This is a genomic window from Haemophilus sp. HMSC068C11, assembly GCF_001815355.1.
Taxonomy (GTDB): Bacteria; Pseudomonadota; Gammaproteobacteria; order Enterobacterales; family Pasteurellaceae; genus Haemophilus_D.
Genome location: NZ_KV820373.1, coordinates 1 through 18,227 on the forward strand (window position 1 = coordinate 1; position 18,227 = coordinate 18,227).

The window sequence follows — 18,227 nt, forward strand, 5'->3', positions numbered from 1 at the left end:
CCCCATGTGAGAGTAGGACACCGCCAGGTACTTTTTATTTTGTTAGTTTATTTTAAGAGTAAATTAACAAAATAAAAATTTTGGCAGCAACAGTGCAATGGTCCCACCTGAATCCATATCGAACTCAGAAGTGAAACATTGTTACGCCGATGGTAGTGTGGGGCTTCCCCATGTGAGAGTAGGTCACTGCCAATCATACCTCATTTAGCGGAGTGGTAGTTCAGCTGGTTAGAATACCTGCCTGTCACGCAGGGGGTCGCGGGTTCGAGTCCCGTCCATTCCGCCAATTCTTAATACCAATAGGGGCGTAGTTCAATTGGTAGAGCACCGGTCTCCAAAACCGGGTGTTGGGAGTTCGAGCCTCTCCGCCCCTGCCATCCATTTCATATCAAATTATCTTTAATTTTTTTAAGAATATTGTCTATTTTACCATTCGTTTTATACTAATCGTACTTTTAGTATTTCAGAGATATTCTTATGCATTACTCCATTCAAGATTTTATTCAATTAATTGCACAATTACGTAACCCTAATGGCGGTTGTCCTTGGGATCTTAAACAAAATTATGACTCCATGATTCCTTGTTTAACCGAAGAAACTTATGAAGTCATTGATGCCATCCAAAAGAAAGATATTGCGAATTTAAGAGAAGAGCTTGGTGATCTTTTATTACAGGTAGTATTCTTCAGTCAGCTTGCTTCAGAGGATGGTTATTTCACATTTGATGATGTCCTTAATGATGTTTCTGAAAAGATTGTACGTCGCCATCCTCATGTATTTGGTGATGCAACAGCTGGAAATGAAGAAGAGGCGTTAGCCCGTTGGAACAGCATTAAAGCACAAGAAAAATCAGCTCAAAAACAACAGTCTATTTTAGATAATGTTCCGAATGCTTTTCCTGCATTGTTAAGAGCTCAGAAAATGCAAAAACAGTGTTCAAAGATTGGATTTGATTGGAATGAACTTGAGCCTGTATTTGCTAAAGTTGAAGAAGAATTGAAGGAGGTGCGAGATGAAGTCAATCAAACACCTTGCAATCAACAAAGAATAGAAGAGGAAATTGGGGATTTATTTTTTGCGACAGTCAATTTGTCTCGTCATCTTAAATGTAACGCAGAAGAGGCTTTACGTAAGGCGAATAATAAATTTGAACAACGTTTTCGCAAAGTCGAAGGAAAGGTATTAGAGCGAGGCGTATTACTTAAAGATCTTTCTTTAATCGAAATGGATATTCTGTGGGATGAAGTGAAAAAAGAAGAAAAATAACCGAAATGGCAGAGGGGGTTTTCCTCTGCCATTTTTTATTTTATGGAATGGATAAGTAACATATAAGCGCTGATTACTAATAAAATAATACCTAATAGTTTTTTGACTAAGTGCGGTGATAATTTACCTCGGATTTTCATTGAGAAAAATCCGGTTACAAAAGCACTTAGCACAACAATAATCACAATCGAAAAATTGACATAACCGATTTGCCAACCAAAGTGATAAGTTGAGTTTTTTGAAAGATAGCCATAAAGGCTACCTAACCCCCCAATAAACATCATCGCATTGGTATAAGGCGCAATTTGATGGGCTCTAACGGATTTTAATTGTCCAATTAAAGGCGCCATAATTGAGCCTCCTCCAATGCCTGTCATGCCGGCAATAAATCCGCCTACCGTTGAAAGACCGATTCCTTTAATCGTTTCATCCGCTGTAGATTGCTGAATTATTGCGGTTTCTTTACTAAAAATAGTACGAATTGCTAATAGGGAAAGTGTGATAACAAACACACTGATGATGGCAATATCAGGTACATAAAAACTGGATTCGAATCCTAGCTGCACACCAATAATCATACCCATAGACCAAATGAGCATCGCTTTGTAATTAATCGATACTTTTTGTTTGTAAAAATAAATTAAGTTAATAAAGGATGACCCCATGACAATCGTCAATGATGTTGCAGCAATCATTTGTAAAGGGAACTGTGGGAATAAGGTGTAGAGAATAGGTACCATCAATACGCCGCCACCGATGCCAAAAATAGCGGACATTATATTTGTCATCACACCACATAAAATTAAAATAAAAATTAACTGTAAACTCATTTCAAACTCCTTTTTTGTGGGAGTACGGCATTATTATTCTTTTGGATAAATAAATAATTTATGATCTTGCTCATAATTATCTATAAAAACAGACTTTATTTTAATTTTGTGATCCTTCTCACACAATCAGTATGACAATTATCATATGCTCTTTATACACCTAGCAGTAGTCTATAAATGGATATTAATAATGGCTTCTACAAGGAGGAGCGTATGCTATTAACAGTTTCGAGTTTCCTCATCGTAACAGCTTTGGTAGCCTATATTTCATGGCTACGGACGAAAAACGATGATTTAACCACCTCGAAAGGTTATTTCTTAGCGGGACGAGGATTAAGCGGTATTGTGATTGGTTGCTCAATGGTGCTAACTTCACTTTCTACTGAGCAATTGATTGGCGTGAACGCCGTTTCTTATCAAAACAACTTTTCTATTATTGCGTGGACTGTGCCAACGGTGATTCCACTTTGTTTCTTGGCGCTTTATATGTTGCCGAAATATTTGCGTAACGGTTATACCACCATTCCTGAATTCTTTGAAAATCGCTTTGACCGTCAAACGCGTTTGATTATGTCAGGGTTATTCTTGGTCTTCTATCTTTTAATCGTTATTCCGACCGCACTTTATACCGGGGCAATTGCCTTTAACAAAATCTTCAATCTAGAAACGATCTTTGGATTAAGCTACGCTCAAGCAATTGTCTATACCGTGATTGCTATCGGTGTAGTGGGGGCGATTTATGCAATTTTTGGTGGCTTAAAAGCGGTGGCCGTTTCCGATACCATCAATGCCGTAATCTTAGTGATTGGTGCATTGCTTGTGCCTGTATTTGCGTTACTTTATTTAGGTAATGGCAGTATTTCAGAAGGGTTAAATATCATAACTACCACCCACGTTGAAAAATGGAACGCCATTGGTAGTTCAACAGACTCTACCCCTTGGCCAACAATTTTTACCGGTATTATGGTCGTTCACTTCTTCTATTGGACAACAAACCAAGCTATCGTACAACGTTGTTTAGGGGCGAAGGATTTAGCATCGGGTCAAAAAGGGATTTTAATTGCTGCACTTTTCCTACTCACATTACCGATTATTCTTAATTTACCGGGTTTATTAAGTTTCCATATTTTAGGTGAAGGCTTAAATCCAATTGATACCTCTTATCCATTATTGGTCAATAAAGTGATGCCGACTGCATTGCAAGGCTTCTTTATTGCGGCACTTTTCGGTGCAATTTTAAGTACCTTTAACTCATTCTTAAACTCTGCAGCGACGATTTATTGTAAAGACTTATTACCATCTATCAGTAAAAAACAACGTACCGATCAAGAGTTGATCGTTTATGCGAAAAAAGTCTCTACCATTATGGCGATTGTGACCATGATTATTGGTCCACTTTTGATGTTCGGTACTGATGGTATTTTCTTAATCACTAAACGCTTTGCCGGTTTTGTGAATATTCCAATCGTGGCGTTATTTGCTGTTGGTTTGTTCAATAAAACGGTTTCAGGTTTAGCGGCACGTATTGCTTTACTTGTACACGTAGTACTTTATTTCAGTATTGTTTGGGTGTTCAATGTGAAAATCAATTTCGTGTATGTCATGGGCGGATTATTCGTATTTGATGTTGTTTTCATGTTGATTCTAGGTCAATTCTTAAAACGTGAACCTTATGTGGAAAATACCGTCAATAAAGGCGATGTAGATTTAACCAATTGGAAATACATTAAAGTAACGTCTGTTTCATTAATCCTTGGTTTAATTGCGCTTTATACTTTCTTATCCCCTGTTGGTATTGCTTCACCAGATGGCAATCCAATGTTAGTGTTGGAAGTGTATGCGGTATTACAACTCATTGTGTTGATTGTCTTTAGACCAAAAAATGAAAAAACAGAACATCAATTACATCTTTCTAACCAACATTAAGCAGTCGGGCGTACATCACGTACGCCCTTAAAATAGATAAGGATTGTGTATGAATATTATCTATATTTTACTCGACCAAGTGCGTAAAGATATGCTGGGGGCGTATGGTCACCAGATCGTTAAAACCCCAAATATCGATCGTCTAGCGAAAGATGGCGTGCGTTTTAATAATGCTTTTACACCAGCTTCCGTTTGTGGACCCGCACGGACTTCACTTTTTACTGGTTTAATGCCGTCCACACATGGCATCATTCGTAATGGTGAAAAAGGCGGTACAGGTGAAGTGAGCGAGACTGCACCGAATATCGGTAAACTAGACGGCTATAATACCTATGTTGTGGGGAAATGGCATGTTGGGACAAAATCCGTACCGGAAGATTATGGAATTAAAGGGCATAACTTTGACGGCTATGGTTATCCGGGCAGTGGCGTGTATCAAAATTTAGTGTTCAACCAACCTCCGACACATTCCAATCGTTATAAAGAATGGTTAGATGAAAAAGGTTATGAGATCCCTGAAGTGAGTCGTGCTTATTTCGGTGATAACCCACATCTGCGCGTGCAAGAGCTTTGTGGTTTGCTTTCAGGTACAAAAGAACAAACCATCCCATATTTCATTATTGATGAGGCGAAAAGCTATATCAGACAATCGCTTACTGAAAATAAACCGTTCTTCACATGGATTAATTTCTGGGGACCGCATACGCCTTGTATCGTGCCAGAACCGTATTATTCTATGTATAAAAAAGAAGATGTGGTACTAGATGAAAGCTTCTTCAAACCACTAGAAGGCAAACCAGGACACTATCGTACCATCTCTAAAATGTGGGGGATGTGGGAGGCGAGTGAAGATCATTGGAAAGAAGTGATCACAAAATTCTGGGGTTATATCACATTGATTGATGATGCAATTGGCGAGTTGTTTGCTTTCTTAGAAAACAAAGGCATTTATGACCGCACTTTTATTGTGGCAACTGCTGATCATGGTGATGCGATGGGCGCTCATCGAATGATTGAGAAAGGGGAGTTCATGTTTGATACCACCTACAACATTCCGATGATTATCAAAGACCCGAATTCAAATCGTGTTAATCAACAAGATGATAATCTTGTCTATCTCCATGATTTAACCTCTACGGTTTATGATTTAGCTAATCAGCCGATTCCTTCTGCCTTTGAAGGGGAAAGTATTTTACCGATCGTTCGTCAACATCAAGATAATCAACGAAAAGGGATATTGGCACAGTTGGCGGGGCATTTCGTTTACTTTGAACAACGTATGTGGCACCGTAAAGACTATAAATTGGTGTTTAATGCTTCGGACATTTGTGAGCTTTATGACGTAAAAAATGATCCGGCTGAAATGCATAATTTGTTCTATAAGCCAGAATATGAAGCAGTTAAAAAAGAGATGCTAGAAGAAATGCGTCAAGAAATGAAACGCTTAAATGATCCGCTAGAAAACTGGGTATATCGAATTATTCACGAAGTATAAAAAAACAAAGAAAAAACTGACCGCACTTTGAAGGACGTTTATGGAAAATTGCTCAATCAAGCCTACTGAGTTATCACATTGTCAGCTCACAGAGTTACATCACTTGCCGAAAGGCTCCTTCTTGTATCAACAAGGTGAGGTGGCACATGAGTTTTATTATATTCAAGCAGGCTTGATTGGCTTATTTCATACCCTTGAAAATGGCAAGGAAAGCTTGGTGCGGTTATATTCCAAAGGGGATTATTTTGGTTTTCGAACTTTGTTTTCGATGGCGGATAAACATTATCATTGCAATGCAAAAGTCTTAATTGATGCGGAGATTACTCGCATCAAACCTCCTAATGTAGTGAGTGAATTTTTCACGCATAATACGGTGATGAGCCAATGTTTATTGCAGATCTTGGCAGATGAACTACGTGAAGCCGAAGAGCGTTTAACAAAAAGTGCCTATTTGCGTACCTTAGATCGCGTGATGGATAGTTTGTATTTTCTCAAACAACATTTTCCTGATTATAATTGGACATATCGCGAAATTGCGGAATATGCGGGCTGTGAAACGGAAACCGCCATTCGTATTGCGAAAGAACTCAAACAAAATGGTGCATTTGATCGAATATCAGGTCATAAATAATGTTGTAACAAAGGATGGTTGATGTCTGTTTTTCCACCACAAGCTCATTTTCATTTAATGGCGAAACCAAGCAGTTTTCACTGTAACATTCAGTGTGAATATTGTTTTTATTTGGAAAAATCAGAACAGTTGGGGCAACATGTGCCTTTCATGTCGAAAGACACCTTAAAACATTATGTCAAAAACTATATCCAATCTCATGCCGGTAATGTGGTTGAATTTGCTTGGCAAGGGGGGGAGCCGACTCTCTTAGGCTTAGATTTTTATAAACAAGCCGTTGAATATCAGCAGGAATTTGCTCAAGGCAAACAGATTACAAACGCCTTTCAAACCAATGGCATTGCTCTTAATCAGCAATGGGCCGCATTTTTCAAACAACATCATTTTCTCATTGGGCTTTCTATTGACGGTTTAAGCGCTGTGCATAACCGTTATCGTATTTCGGGTAATGGTAATCCCACCTTTGAAAAAGTCGTAAAAGCGTTAAATCTGCTACAAGAATATGGCGTGGAATTTAACACCTTAACCGTCATTAACGATCAAAACTGGCAAAAAGGAAGAGAAACCTATTTAGCACTCAAACAGCTTGGTTCAACTTATATGCAGTTTATTCCTATCGTTGAACATCACGCCCAAACTCAATCAGTAACCGATTTCTCGGTACCATCAGAAGGCTACGGACAATTTCTTGTGGATGTCTTTCATGAATGGTATGCTCATGATGTGGGAAAAGTTTATGTGTCGCAGTTTGATAATTTACTAGGGCAATGGCTGGGTTATCCTTCCACAACTTGCGTTCATCAACCCACTTGCGGGCAATCTCTTGTCTTGGAAGCCAATGGTGATGTGTATGCTTGCGATCATTTTGTGTACCCCGAATACAAGGTCGGCAATTTAACTCAGCAACCTTTAACGGAGATTGTGCTTTCCAGTAAACAGCAACAATTCGGTTTAGAAAAATCACAAAAATTGACCGCACTTTGTCGGCGTTGCGAGTTTCGTAAACTCTGTTATGGCGGCTGCCCGAAACATCGTTTTATTTCTCTCGAAAATGAACCTAATCCACATAATTATTTATGTGCCTCTTACCGTTATTTCTTTGAGCAAACGGCGCCTTATATACAAGCCATGGCTCGTCAAATTCGGTTACATACATCCGCCGCTTAAGGTAGAATGGTGTCTTTCTATTTACTGTTTGATTGATATGAATCCTTGGATATTACTCGCTATTTCGATTTGCCTTGAAATTGTGGCAACAAATTTATTAAAAGTCAGTGATGGCTTTACCAAACTTTTACCCACCGTTGGTTCATTAGTGCTATATGCCATTTCGTTTTATTTTGTCTCCATTGTTTTCCGAACACTTTCCGTGGGCTTGGTTTACGCCATTTGGTCGGGCGTTGGTATTGTTCTGACTGCCATTGTGGCATATTTCGCATTTGGTCAGAAAATTGATACCGCTGGGCTGATAGGTATGGCGTTGATTATCAGTGGTGTTTTAGTGATTAACTTGTTTTCTCAAACAGGGCATTAATCCTCCAAATGAAATGTGATCAAGCTCACGAATTTTATTTTTCTTCAAAATAAAATTATGTAAGCAATCGATTCACCGCTATAATTCTCCGGCATTTTTAACCGCACTTTGTGCAACTTTAAAGGAAATTCTATGAAAAAATTACTTTGCTCATTATTTGCGCTTTCTGCTGTTAGCACAGCAATGGCACAAGAAGTGAATATTAAATTATTAGGGACCTCCGATGTTCACGGTCGTATCGTACCTTGGAGCTATGGTGCAGACGTAGAGGACAAATCAGGTTCTTATGCACAAATTGCAACTTATGTGAAAGATGTGCGTAAAAATAATAAAAACGTGGTGTTAGTGGAAGTCGGTGATGCGATCCAAGATAACCAAATCGAAGTGTTCGCAAAAGATAAAAAATACTATAAAAATCACCCGGTTCCAAAAGTATTAAACGAAATGAATTATGATATTTTCGTATTGGGTAACCACGAATTTAACTTTGGGATGAAAGCATTAGATGAAATCCTAAAAGATATCAAAGCGAAAAAATTAACCGCAAACTTCTATCATAAGAAAAATGACAAACGTTATATCGATGCGACAACTATCATCGAAAAAGATGGCGTGAAGTTAGGGATTATTGGTTTAAGTACCCCAATGTCAGCAAAATTTGAAGAAGACACGGGCAACTTAAAAGACATGAAATTTACTTCGCCGACAGAAGAAGCGCGTACACAAGTTGAGAAATTAAAAGCAAAAGGCGTGGATGCGATTATTGCGGTAACCCACATGGGTATCGATAATGAAAACAATATTCCTGATACCGGTATGCGTGATGTCATCAATGCAGTAGATGGTATTGATGTGGTTATCGCGGGTCACATGCACAAAGATGTACCAAGTGAAACCATTAAAAACACACTAATCACTGAACCACACCGTTACGGTACCGTGGTATCTGAAGTGGATTTAACTTTTGATATCAACGATAAAAAAGAAGTGAAATTAGTGAAGAAAGAATCTAAAACGGTTCCAGTTAAAGCACTTGAAGCAGATAAGAAAATTGTGGAAATCTACAAACCTTATCACGAGAAATTACGTGAATTAAACAACGTAGTAATCGGTCAAACAGCGAATGAAATGGTACCTCAAGAGACTAAACATGGTGTATCTGCTGCATTCTCAAAAGATACTGGTTTATCTTCATTTATTAATGATGTTGAACAACATTACAGCGGTGCAGATGTGGTGACTTTCTCTTTCGACCATCAAAAAGCACGTATGGATAAAGGCGATATCAAGAAAAAAGATATCATCTTTAACTATCGTTATGCAGGCGGTGATGTTACCGTTTATGAAATGACCGGTAAACAATTGAAAGAATATATGGAATGGTCTGCGAACTACTTCGATACCATCCAACCAGGTGATACTGAATACCGTTACAATGCAGAGCGTAAAAAATCAAAATATGTGACTTACGACATTTTCGGTGGCGTAAATTACAAAATTGACTTACGTAATCCAAAAGGTAGCAAAATCGTTGATTTAACCCTTGCTGACGGCAAACCGGTGACAGATGATATGAAATTAAAAGTGGGTATGAACTCATATCGTTTCGCTCAATTAAACGGTAAAGGTGGTATTTGGGAAGGTCAAAAAATCCCAGTACTTTGGGAATCTAAAGTCGCAATGGGCCGCGAAAAAGGCACTATCCAAAATATGATGATCGATTACATCACCAACGTGAAAAAAGGCAAAATCGATGGTCAATCTCACAACCGTTGGGAAATCATTGGATTAAACTAATCGATCCTTTTAAAATACGATAAAAACCAACCGCACTTTGAGGTAATTGAATCAAGTGCGGTTATTTTTTTCTTTGTTTTCAGCTAAAACTTGTAAATAATCAAGGTAAAATTAAGCCTAACGTAGTAAACTACAAGGACTTTTATCCTTTAGGAGATGACAAATGAAACCTTATTTAATCGCCCCTTCTATCCTTTCTGCAGATCTTGCTCGTCTAGGAGATGATGTGCAAAACGTGTTGAATGCTGGTGCGGATGTGATTCATTTTGATGTAATGGATAATCACTATGTGCCGAATTTAACCTTTGGCCCAGCTGTGTGTAAAGCTTTGCGTGATTATGGCATTAAAGCACCTATTGACGTGCATTTAATGGTGAAACCGGTCGATCGTATTATTCCTGATTTTGCCAAAGCCGGGGCGGATTACATTACATTTCATCCTGAAGCCAGTGAACATATTGACCGCTCTTTACAGCTCATTCGTGATCATGGCTGTAAAGCGGGTTTAGTGTTTAATCCTGCCACACCATTAAGTTATTTGGATTATGTATTAGATAAAGTGGATGTGATTTTGTTAATGTCCGTGAATCCAGGATTTGGTGGACAATCTTTTTTACCTTCCACATTGAAAAAATTACAACAGGCACGTCGTCTGATTGATGAAAGTGGTTTAGATATCCGTTTAGAAGTTGATGGTGGGGTAAAAGTGGATAATATTGCAGAAATTGCCGCAGCCGGTGCTGATATGTTTGTGGCAGGCTCAGCGATTTTTGGTAAACCAGATTATAAACAAATTATTGATCAAATGCGCGCACAGTTAGCTTCAGTTAAATAGATGGTAGTAAGAATGAAGACTCAATTTAAAGTTATCGGTTTTGATTTAGACGGTACGCTTGTGAATAGCTTGCCAGATTTAGCGTTGTCTGTGAATTCTGCTTTAGCAGACTTTGGATTACCTCAAGCACCAGAAGAGTTAGTGTTAACTTGGATTGGTAATGGGGCACCTGTATTGATTGCACGAGCTTTAGAATGGGCAAAAGAGCAAACAGGTAAAGATTTTTCAGATGCAGAAATGGAGCAAGTGAAAGAGCGTTTTAACGTGTATTACGCGGAGAACCTTTGTAATGTGAGCCGTTTATATCCAAATGTAAAAGAAACATTGGAAACCTTAAAGGCTCGCGGTTATACCTTAGCTGTGGTAACGAACAAACCAACTCGTCATGTTCAGCCTGTATTGGCGGCATTTGGTATCGATCATTTATTCAGTGAAATGCTTGGTGGACAATCATTACCTGCGATTAAACCACATCCAGGCCCATTGTATTATTTATGTGGTAAATTTGGCGTAGAACCTCGCCAAGTATTGTTTGTAGGTGACTCTCGAAATGACATTCTCGCGGCACATTCAGCAGGTTGCCCAGTTGTGGGATTAACTTACGGATACAACTACAATATCCCAATCGCTGAATCAAACCCAGATTGGGTGTTTGATGACTTTGCGAAGTTATTAGAGATTCTTTAATTTTATTACTGAAAGTTTAGTTAAAATATAATAAATCTGGGATGCTATATAGCTGTATAAATTTAAGGGAATAGTATGAGTGTATTGGATAATACTCGAGATGAAAAAGCTATCTTTGACGATTTAGAAGCTTTATGTCAGCAACCTGGCTATGCACATATAATTGCTTACTTTTGTTTTAGAGATAATTCTATTTTCTCTGATTCTAAGCAGGCAACTAAAGATGCTATTTTAGAAAAATATAACCAGAATAGATTAATTAGGAATGAAATATCTCTACTCATAGGTTTAATGTGCAAAAAAACTCTAAATTTAGAACTTCCTGAACCTAAAAAATTCCAAGAATTAGTGAGTCAAACAGAACTTTTATTAAAAGAGTTACATTCATCAATGATGATACGAACCGGTGATTCAGGTTCAATTGAAGAATTTTTGAAATATATGAATTCAGGAGAGATGCTAAGAGAACCTATATTTTATACAGGTGATTCAGCATATCATTTTCAGTATAGAGACTTTTCAAAATTTAAGTATAGCTATGATAATGATTGGTTTATCCTTAATAAAGAATATTCTGTAGAGCAACTTTATAAAGTTATCTCATCTATAGAGGGTATTCAAACAGAAAAAATAAATGAAACGTTGAAGGATTTACAAAAAGAGAAGTTAAATAATTATACAATTCTACCTGGATATATATTTTCTATACAGGATATTTCTTATAAGACAGGAATAGATGCAAAAACTATAGAAAATATTATTAATTCATTTTCTTTTTCAAAAGAGTCTAATGATAAATTAGAATGCATTAATGATTTTAATGCCACTAATGCGTATCCAATTTTACCGTTAGAAAACGGTAAATTTCTACTACTTCAGTATTATAGCTTATTGGAAGCTCTATACGAAACGCCCTTCTTTTGGTTTAATCAAGATCCTAAGTATAAAAATAAAGCAATGGAACATAGAGGGAAATTCACAGAAGATTTCTCCTATGAACGATTAAGACATGTATTTGGTGAAAAAAATGTATTTAAAAATATAGATATAAAAGATACTAATAGCAATAAATTAGGCGAAATAGATGTATTAGTTACTTTTGGTAATAGATTAATAATATTGCAAGCAAAATCTAAAAAATTAACAATTTCCGCTAGAGCAGGAAATGATGACGCTTTAAATAATGATTTTAAGAAGGCTATACAAGCATCCTATGATCAAGCTGTAGAATGTGGAATATTTTTATTAGATACTACAAATACACTAATTTTACCCTCTGGTGAGGAATTAAAAATTAATAGAAACATTGCTGAAATATATCCTTTATCTATTATTTCTGATCATTATCCTGCTTTATCTATACAGGCTAGACATTTCTTAAAACAGAGACAACATCCTATTATTAAACCTGCTTTTGTTATAGATATTTTTACTTTAGATGTAATCACAGAAATATTAAAAACTCCGTTATATTTTTTAAGTTATATTAACCGTCGTGTTACATATGGGGATAAAGTTATTTCCAACCATGAATTGACAATTCTTTCTTATCATTTAAAAAATAATTTATATTTAACGGAAGAACATTCAGTTCTATGGCTCCTTGATGATATTGGAGCTGAACTAGATCTAGTAATGCTATCTAGAAGGGGAGGATTAGGAAATGAATATGTTCACAGTGGGATATTAGCTAAGTATCAAGGAACATTCTTTGATACCTTAATTAAAGATATTGAGAATGATAAAAATCCTAATGTTATTGACTTAGGATTTAAATTATTGATGTTGAGTGAAACTTCTGTATCTGAGTTAAATGAGAAAGTTCGTAGAATCTGCTTAGATAGTATGAGAGATAGGAAGTTACATGATCTTACTTTAATTTTTGGTAAGGATAACTCTTTTGGTTTAACGATCCATTGCACAGATGCACCTGATGATGAGGCTATGCTTAAATTGGATAGTCACTGCGAATTAAGAAAATATGTATCTAAATTAGATCATTGGTTTGGTATTGCCATTAATATTGATAGTTCTAGGGTTCGATTCGGTATAAATAAAATTTATAAATGGCGGCAATCAGACAAAATGGACGAAAAGTGTCGGAGATTTACTAAACTTATTTCTCAGTCAAGCTTAGGAAAATTTAAGAGAAAAACTGGACGAAACGATAACTGCCCATGTGGAAGTGGAAAAAAATATAAAAAATGTTGTCTTAATAAATAGGATTAATTTACCGCACTTTTTCTTAAACCTCCCACCAAATCAACGCCCATTTGCGTTGTCCGTGTTTTATCGGTTCATTATTTATTTGTTTTTGTTGATAGAATTTTGCTAAATCTTGTTTTTCTTTTTCGGTGAGATTACCGAGAGAAAATTCCACGGAATTTAATAAATCCTCAAAGGTTTCACCTTGGAAATGACCTGATTCGGTTTCAATAAAACTCACATTCGCGTGAATGCCTTTTTGGTAAAGACGATTGACCAAATAAATATAAGTCGGAAAGCCCACATCATCACGACCAATGGCTTCAAATACGCCTTCATCGAGAAAATGGCGTTGGGTCACTGAGGTTAAAAAGACACGTTTTTTTGCTTTGCTTTGCAGCTTTTCAATCATGTCATCCAAATCATCAACCAGCGTAGAACGAGAGGCGAGTATTACATCGGCTTGAGGCACATCATCCCAGTTATCTGACCATGATTTATGTAGAAGGGTAATATTATTCAGTTGATGCTTTTCTTTGTATTGCTGCACCATATCCAACATCCCTTGGCTGTAATCGAGAGCATACACAGCTTGGCATTGTTGGGCTAAAGGAATCACAAACGTGCCGGGGCCACAGCCAATATCTAACACCGTTTCATCAGGTTGCACATTCATGGCTTTAAGCAACGTCTCGTTATAACGGCTTGGTTTACCCACTAAATTCTCGGCCATTTTGGGTGCTTTTTTATCCCACTTTGTCGCTGGAAGATTATAGTGATTACAGGCTTTCAGATGTTGTTGATAGAGATTGTTAAAATTAATGTCATTGATGATCATAGTGGCGCCCCAAAGTGCGGTTAGTTTTCGGATTGTTTTTAAATTGCTTGATGATTATATGCTTTCTCCCACTTAAAATCATTTGAAAATGATTGACGCAAACGTTTTCGTTTTTGCGTGTTTTCCTTTATAATAGCCCGCGATTTTCATCTCAAACACAACTCAAAGGTACCCGTATGTTTCAAACTTTTCGTGGCTCCCCCGCCCTTTCTGAATTCCGTATTCAAGGTTTAATGCAAAAATTCCAACAAAATCAATTACCGGTAAAATCGGTTTATGCGGAATATTTGCATTTTGTGGAATTAAATCGACCGCTTGTTAGCGAGCAGGAAGCAAAACTAAAAGCATTGTTACATTACGGTCCAACTTTGGCAGAACACGATGCCAAAGGCGAAACCTTTATCGTGATTCCTCGTGTCGGTACTATTTCTTCTTGGTCTTCTAAAGCAACCGATATTGCGCATAACTGTGGTTTAAGTGAAGTGGAGCGTATTGAGCGTGGTTTGGCGTATTATTTTGAGTTAAGCCAACCGCTTGATGAAAAAACAACAGAAAAATTGACCGCACTTTTACACGACAGAATGATGGAAACCGTGGTGCGCAATCCGCAAGATGCGGAAATTTTATTCCGTCATCAAGATCCGAAACCGTTTAAAACCGTGGATATTTTAAAAGGTGGACGTGAAGCTTTAGTCACAGCTAACGTAGAATTAGGTTTGGCACTGGCAGAAGATGAAATTGATTATTTGGTGGAAAACTTCACCCAATTAGGGCGCAATCCACACGATATTGAACTTTATATGTTCGCACAAGCCAACTCTGAACACTGCCGCCATAAAATCTTTAATGCGGATTGGATTATTGATGGCAAAAAACAGGATAAATCCCTGTTTAAAATGATTAAAAATACCTTTGAGAAAACCCCTGATTTCGTGCTTTCAGCCTATAAAGATAATGCTGCAGTAATGGAAGGCTCAAAAGTCGGCCGTTTCTTTGCTGATCAAGATGGGCAATATCGCTATCATAATGAAGATGCACATATCTTAATGAAAGTGGAAACCCACAACCACCCAACCGCAATTTCGCCATTCCCAGGTGCCGCAACAGGTTCGGGCGGTGAAATTCGTGATGAAGGCGCAACCGGTCGTGGTGCAAAACCAAAAGCAGGTTTAACCGGTTTCTCGGTATCAAACCTTGTCATTCCAAACTTTGAACAACCTTGGGAAAATCCACTTTCCAAACCAAACCGTATTGCTTCGGCCTTAGATATTATGATTGAGGGCCCATTAGGTGGCGCAGCATTTAACAATGAATTTGGTCGTCCTGCGTTATTAGGTTATTTCCGTACCTATGAAGAGAAAGTCAACAGCTTCAACGGTGAAGAAGTGCGAGGTTATCACAAACCGATTATGTTAGCGGGCGGTATCGGTAATATTCGTGGCGAACACGTTCAAAAAGGCGAAATCCCCGTTGGTGCGAAATTGATCGTATTAGGTGGCCCAGCCATGAACATCGGCTTAGGCGGTGGTGCTGCTTCTTCCATGGACAGCGGGAAATCAAAAGAAGATTTAGATTTTGCTTCTGTTCAACGTGAAAACCCAGAAATGGAACGCCGTTGCCAAGAGGTGATTGACCGCTGCTGGCAATTAGGTGATGAAAACCCAATTCTTTTTATCCACGATGTAGGTGCGGGTGGTTTATCCAATGCGATGCCTGAATTAGTGCACGATGGTGAACGTGGCGGTAAATTTGATTTGCGTTCCATCCTTTGCGATGAAAAAGGCATGTCGCCATTAGAAATTTGGTGTAACGAATCGCAAGAACGTTATGTATTAGCGGTTGCACCAGAAAAACTCGAATTATTTACCGCACTTTGTGAACGTGAGCGTGCACCGTTTGCAGTCATTGGCGAGGCAACGAAAGAAAAGCATTTAACCTTGCACGATAGCCATTTCGACAATAACCCAATTGATTTACCAATGAATGTGTTATTAGGCAAAACCCCGAAAATGACCCGTGAGGTTTCGTCAAAAACCGTCGAAAACCGACCGCTTGCAACGGAAAATATTCAATTAAAAGAAGCCTTCCATCGTGTATTACGTTTACCGGTGGTGGCAGAAAAAACCTTCTTAATCACTATTGGCGACCGTTCGGTAACCGGTATGGTGGCACGCGATCAAATGGTCGGTCCATGGCAAATTCCCGTGTCTGATGTGGCCGTCACCACCGCATCATTAGACAGCTATCACGGCGAAGCGATGGCAATGGGCGAACGTGCACCGGTGGCATTATTAGACTTCGGGGCTTCTGCACGTTTAGCGGTGGCTGAATCTATCACTAACATTGCGGGTACCAACATTGGCGATATTAAACTCATCAAACTTTCTGCAAACTGGATGTCTGCAGCGGGTCATAGTGGTGAAGATGCCGGGTTATATGAAGCGGTGAAAGCAGTCGGTGAAGAACTTTGCCCAGCATTAGGCATTACCATTCCAGTAGGTAAAGACTCTATGTCGATGAAAACCACTTGGGAAGAAAATGGCGAGAAAAAATCCGTTACTGCACCGCTTTCTTTAGTGATTTCATCTTTTGCCCGCGTGGAAGATGTCCGCAAAACCGTGACACCTCAATTACGCACAGACAAAGGCGCAAGCCGTCTATTGTTAATTGATTTAGGCGAAAGAAAAAATCGCTTAGGCGCGACCGCACTTGCGCAAGTGTATAAACAATTAGGTGATAAACCTGCCGATGTGGTAAACGTAGCCAAACTGAAAAACTTCTTCGATGCAATGCAAGCATTAGTAGCAGAACGTAAATTATTGGCTTACCACGACCGCTCAGACGGTGGTTTAATTACTACGCTTGTAGAAATGGCATTTGCGGGTAACTGTGGCGTGGATGTGGATATTTCTGCATTAGGCGACAATGATTTAGCCGTGTTATTCAATGAAGAATTAGGTGCGGTGATTCAAGTATCAGAAAGTGAATTAAGCGCCGTGCGTGAGGTATTAAAAGCCCATGACTTGCTTGGCTTAACTTATGAACTCGGTTCTGTAAGCTTAGAAGATCGTTTTGAAATCACGCGTGGTAGCAAAAAATTATTAAGCGAAAAACGCTCTGAATTACGTGGTATTTGGGCTGAACTCACTCACCAAATGCAACGCTTACGTGATAACCCTGAATGTGCCGACCAAGAATTTGAAGCGAAAAAAGCAACAGACAATAAAGGTTTATCTGCTCACTTAACTTATGATGTGAATGAAGATATTGCTGCGCCTTACATCAGCAAAGGCGTGAAACCAAAAGTGGCAGTATTACGTGAACAGGGCGTAAACAGCCACGTTGAAATGGCCGCGGCTTTTGATCGTGCAGGCTTTGCCGCGATTGATGTTCATATGAGCGATTTAATGGCGGGGCGTTACAACTTGAATGACTTCAATGCGATGGTGGCCTGTGGTGGCTTCTCTTACGGTGACGTATTGGGCGCAGGTGGTGGCTGGGCGAAATCCATTTTATTTAACCCACAATTACGCGATCAATTCAGCCAATTCTTCGCCAATGAAAACACCCTTTCATTAGGCGTATGTAACGGCTGTCAATTTATCTCCACCCTTGCGGAAATCATTCCTGGTGCTGAAAATTGGCCACGTTTCGTGCGTAATAAATCAGAACGTTTTGAGGCGCGTGCTGCGATGGTGAAAATTAACGACACCAACTCATTGTGGTTTAAAGGCATGGCAGGCTCTCATATGCCGATTGCCGTTTCTCATGGTGAAGGTCGAGTAGAATTCAAAACACCTGAGAATTTGACCGCACTTCAAGCGCAAAACTTGATTGTGGCACAATATATCGATAGCCATTTAAACGTGACTGAAACCTATCCAGCCAACCCGAATGGTTCGGCATTAGGGATTACTGCGATTTCTAACGTAGATGGTCGTATCGCTGCGATGATGCCACACCCTGAGCGTGTATTCCGTGCCGTGAGCAACTCATGGTACCCAGAAGATTGGTCTGAAGATGGCGCTTGGATGCGAATTTTTAGAAATGCGAGAGTGAATTTTAAATAATGTGAGATTGCTCACAGAAAATTAATTAAAAATAAGAGATACTACTAAATTGGTATCTCTTTTTTATTGCATAAATTTTAGTAATAAAAAATGCCAACAATATTAGAGAGTAA

13 protein-coding genes, 2 tRNA genes and 1 rRNA gene are annotated in these 18,227 nt (G+C 38.5%); 14 read left to right on the forward strand and 2 right to left on the reverse strand.

Annotated features, from left to right (window positions below):
* Positions 1–79: 79 nt before the first annotated feature.
* From rrf to mazG, 4 genes are all read left to right on the forward strand, one after another.
* A 5S ribosomal RNA gene (gene rrf, locus HMPREF3020_RS06585) occupies positions 80–195 on the forward strand.
* A 14-nt stretch (positions 196–209) separates the two neighbouring features.
* Positions 210–286: transfer RNA gene (locus HMPREF3020_RS06590), tRNA-Asp, on the forward strand.
* Between the two features lie 15 nt (positions 287–301).
* Positions 302–377: transfer RNA gene (locus tag HMPREF3020_RS06595), tRNA-Trp, on the forward strand.
* A gap of 100 nt (positions 378–477) precedes the next feature.
* Positions 478–1,266, forward strand: coding sequence for a nucleoside triphosphate pyrophosphohydrolase (gene mazG, locus HMPREF3020_RS06600; RefSeq protein ID WP_070775990.1), 789 nt, complete (start codon positions 478–480; stop codon positions 1,264–1,266).
* A 35-nt stretch (positions 1,267–1,301) separates the two neighbouring features.
* Here mazG and HMPREF3020_RS06605 read toward each other — a convergent pair whose 3' ends face one another.
* Positions 1,302–2,096: a sulfite exporter TauE/SafE family protein gene (locus HMPREF3020_RS06605; RefSeq protein ID WP_070775991.1), complete on the reverse strand. Its 795-nt coding sequence runs from the start codon at positions 2,094–2,096 to the stop codon at positions 1,302–1,304.
* A 213-nt stretch (positions 2,097–2,309) separates the two neighbouring features.
* Here HMPREF3020_RS06605 and HMPREF3020_RS06610 point away from each other — a divergent pair, with 213 nt between their 5' ends.
* The 9 genes from HMPREF3020_RS06610 to HMPREF3020_RS06650 all read left to right on the forward strand — a co-directional run bounded on the left by HMPREF3020_RS06610 (position 2,310) and on the right by HMPREF3020_RS06650 (position 13,224).
* A complete protein-coding gene (locus HMPREF3020_RS06610; protein ID WP_070775992.1) occupies positions 2,310–4,022 on the forward strand; it encodes a solute:sodium symporter family transporter in 1,713 nt (570 codons plus the stop codon).
* 49 nt (positions 4,023–4,071) lie between these two features.
* Complete coding sequence (locus HMPREF3020_RS06615) at positions 4,072–5,517, forward strand: sulfatase family protein (protein ID WP_070775993.1); 1,446 nt, start codon at positions 4,072–4,074, stop codon at positions 5,515–5,517.
* A gap of 40 nt (positions 5,518–5,557) precedes the next feature.
* The gene (locus HMPREF3020_RS06620; RefSeq protein ID WP_070775994.1) at positions 5,558–6,148 is read left to right on the forward strand and encodes a Crp/Fnr family transcriptional regulator; all 591 of its coding nucleotides are present in this window, start codon (positions 5,558–5,560) and stop codon (positions 6,146–6,148) included.
* Positions 6,149–6,169: 21 nt separating this feature from the next.
* Positions 6,170–7,315: an anaerobic sulfatase maturase gene (locus tag HMPREF3020_RS06625; protein WP_070775995.1), complete on the forward strand. Its 1,146-nt coding sequence runs from the start codon at positions 6,170–6,172 to the stop codon at positions 7,313–7,315.
* A 37-nt stretch (positions 7,316–7,352) separates the two neighbouring features.
* The gene (locus tag HMPREF3020_RS06630; RefSeq protein WP_065286227.1) at positions 7,353–7,682 is read left to right on the forward strand and encodes a DMT family transporter; all 330 of its coding nucleotides are present in this window, start codon (positions 7,353–7,355) and stop codon (positions 7,680–7,682) included.
* A gap of 132 nt (positions 7,683–7,814) precedes the next feature.
* A complete protein-coding gene (locus HMPREF3020_RS06635) occupies positions 7,815–9,479 on the forward strand; it encodes a bifunctional metallophosphatase/5'-nucleotidase (RefSeq protein WP_070775996.1) in 1,665 nt (554 codons plus the stop codon).
* Between the two features lie 163 nt (positions 9,480–9,642).
* Positions 9,643–10,314 carry a ribulose-phosphate 3-epimerase gene (gene rpe / locus HMPREF3020_RS06640; protein ID WP_049374871.1) on the forward strand — a complete coding sequence of 224 codons (672 nt, stop codon included), beginning with the start codon at positions 9,643–9,645 and terminating at the stop codon, positions 10,312–10,314.
* A 12-nt stretch (positions 10,315–10,326) separates the two neighbouring features.
* A complete protein-coding gene (locus HMPREF3020_RS06645) occupies positions 10,327–11,001 on the forward strand; it encodes a phosphoglycolate phosphatase (RefSeq protein WP_070592578.1) in 675 nt (224 codons plus the stop codon).
* 75 nt (positions 11,002–11,076) lie between these two features.
* Complete coding sequence (locus HMPREF3020_RS06650) at positions 11,077–13,224, forward strand: YecA family protein (protein WP_070775997.1); 2,148 nt, start codon at positions 11,077–11,079, stop codon at positions 13,222–13,224.
* 22 nt (positions 13,225–13,246) lie between these two features.
* On the opposite strand, the gene HMPREF3020_RS06655 is transcribed toward HMPREF3020_RS06650, so the two are convergent.
* Positions 13,247–14,044 (reverse strand): class I SAM-dependent methyltransferase, encoded by a 798-nt coding sequence (locus HMPREF3020_RS06655; protein ID WP_070775998.1) that lies wholly within the window; start codon positions 14,042–14,044, stop codon positions 13,247–13,249.
* 176 nt (positions 14,045–14,220) lie between these two features.
* Between HMPREF3020_RS06655 and purL the strand changes: the two genes are divergently transcribed.
* The gene (gene purL / locus HMPREF3020_RS06660; protein WP_070775999.1) at positions 14,221–18,114 is read left to right on the forward strand and encodes a phosphoribosylformylglycinamidine synthase; all 3,894 of its coding nucleotides are present in this window, start codon (positions 14,221–14,223) and stop codon (positions 18,112–18,114) included.
* Positions 18,115–18,227: the final 113 nt, after the last annotated feature.

What these genes read in the sequence shown, in the direction of transcription:
- mazG (WP_070775990.1), top strand. Translation starts at nt 478, where the DNA reads ATGCATTACTCCATTCAAGATTTTATTCAATTAATTGCACAATTACGT.
- HMPREF3020_RS06605 (WP_070775991.1), bottom strand. Translation starts at nt 2,096, where the DNA reads ATGAGTTTACAGTTAATTTTTATTTTAATTTTATGTGGTGTGATGACA.
- HMPREF3020_RS06610 (WP_070775992.1), top strand. Translation starts at nt 2,310, where the DNA reads ATGCTATTAACAGTTTCGAGTTTCCTCATCGTAACAGCTTTGGTAGCC.
- HMPREF3020_RS06615 (WP_070775993.1), top strand. Translation starts at nt 4,072, where the DNA reads ATGAATATTATCTATATTTTACTCGACCAAGTGCGTAAAGATATGCTG.
- HMPREF3020_RS06620 (WP_070775994.1), top strand. Translation starts at nt 5,558, where the DNA reads ATGGAAAATTGCTCAATCAAGCCTACTGAGTTATCACATTGTCAGCTC.
- HMPREF3020_RS06625 (WP_070775995.1), top strand. Translation starts at nt 6,170, where the DNA reads ATGTCTGTTTTTCCACCACAAGCTCATTTTCATTTAATGGCGAAACCA.
- HMPREF3020_RS06630 (WP_065286227.1), top strand. Translation starts at nt 7,353, where the DNA reads ATGAATCCTTGGATATTACTCGCTATTTCGATTTGCCTTGAAATTGTG.
- HMPREF3020_RS06635 (WP_070775996.1), top strand. Translation starts at nt 7,815, where the DNA reads ATGAAAAAATTACTTTGCTCATTATTTGCGCTTTCTGCTGTTAGCACA.
- rpe (WP_049374871.1), top strand. Translation starts at nt 9,643, where the DNA reads ATGAAACCTTATTTAATCGCCCCTTCTATCCTTTCTGCAGATCTTGCT.
- HMPREF3020_RS06645 (WP_070592578.1), top strand. Translation starts at nt 10,327, where the DNA reads ATGAAGACTCAATTTAAAGTTATCGGTTTTGATTTAGACGGTACGCTT.
- HMPREF3020_RS06650 (WP_070775997.1), top strand. Translation starts at nt 11,077, where the DNA reads ATGAGTGTATTGGATAATACTCGAGATGAAAAAGCTATCTTTGACGAT.
- HMPREF3020_RS06655 (WP_070775998.1), bottom strand. Translation starts at nt 14,044, where the DNA reads ATGATCATCAATGACATTAATTTTAACAATCTCTATCAACAACATCTG.
- purL (WP_070775999.1), top strand. Translation starts at nt 14,221, where the DNA reads ATGTTTCAAACTTTTCGTGGCTCCCCCGCCCTTTCTGAATTCCGTATT.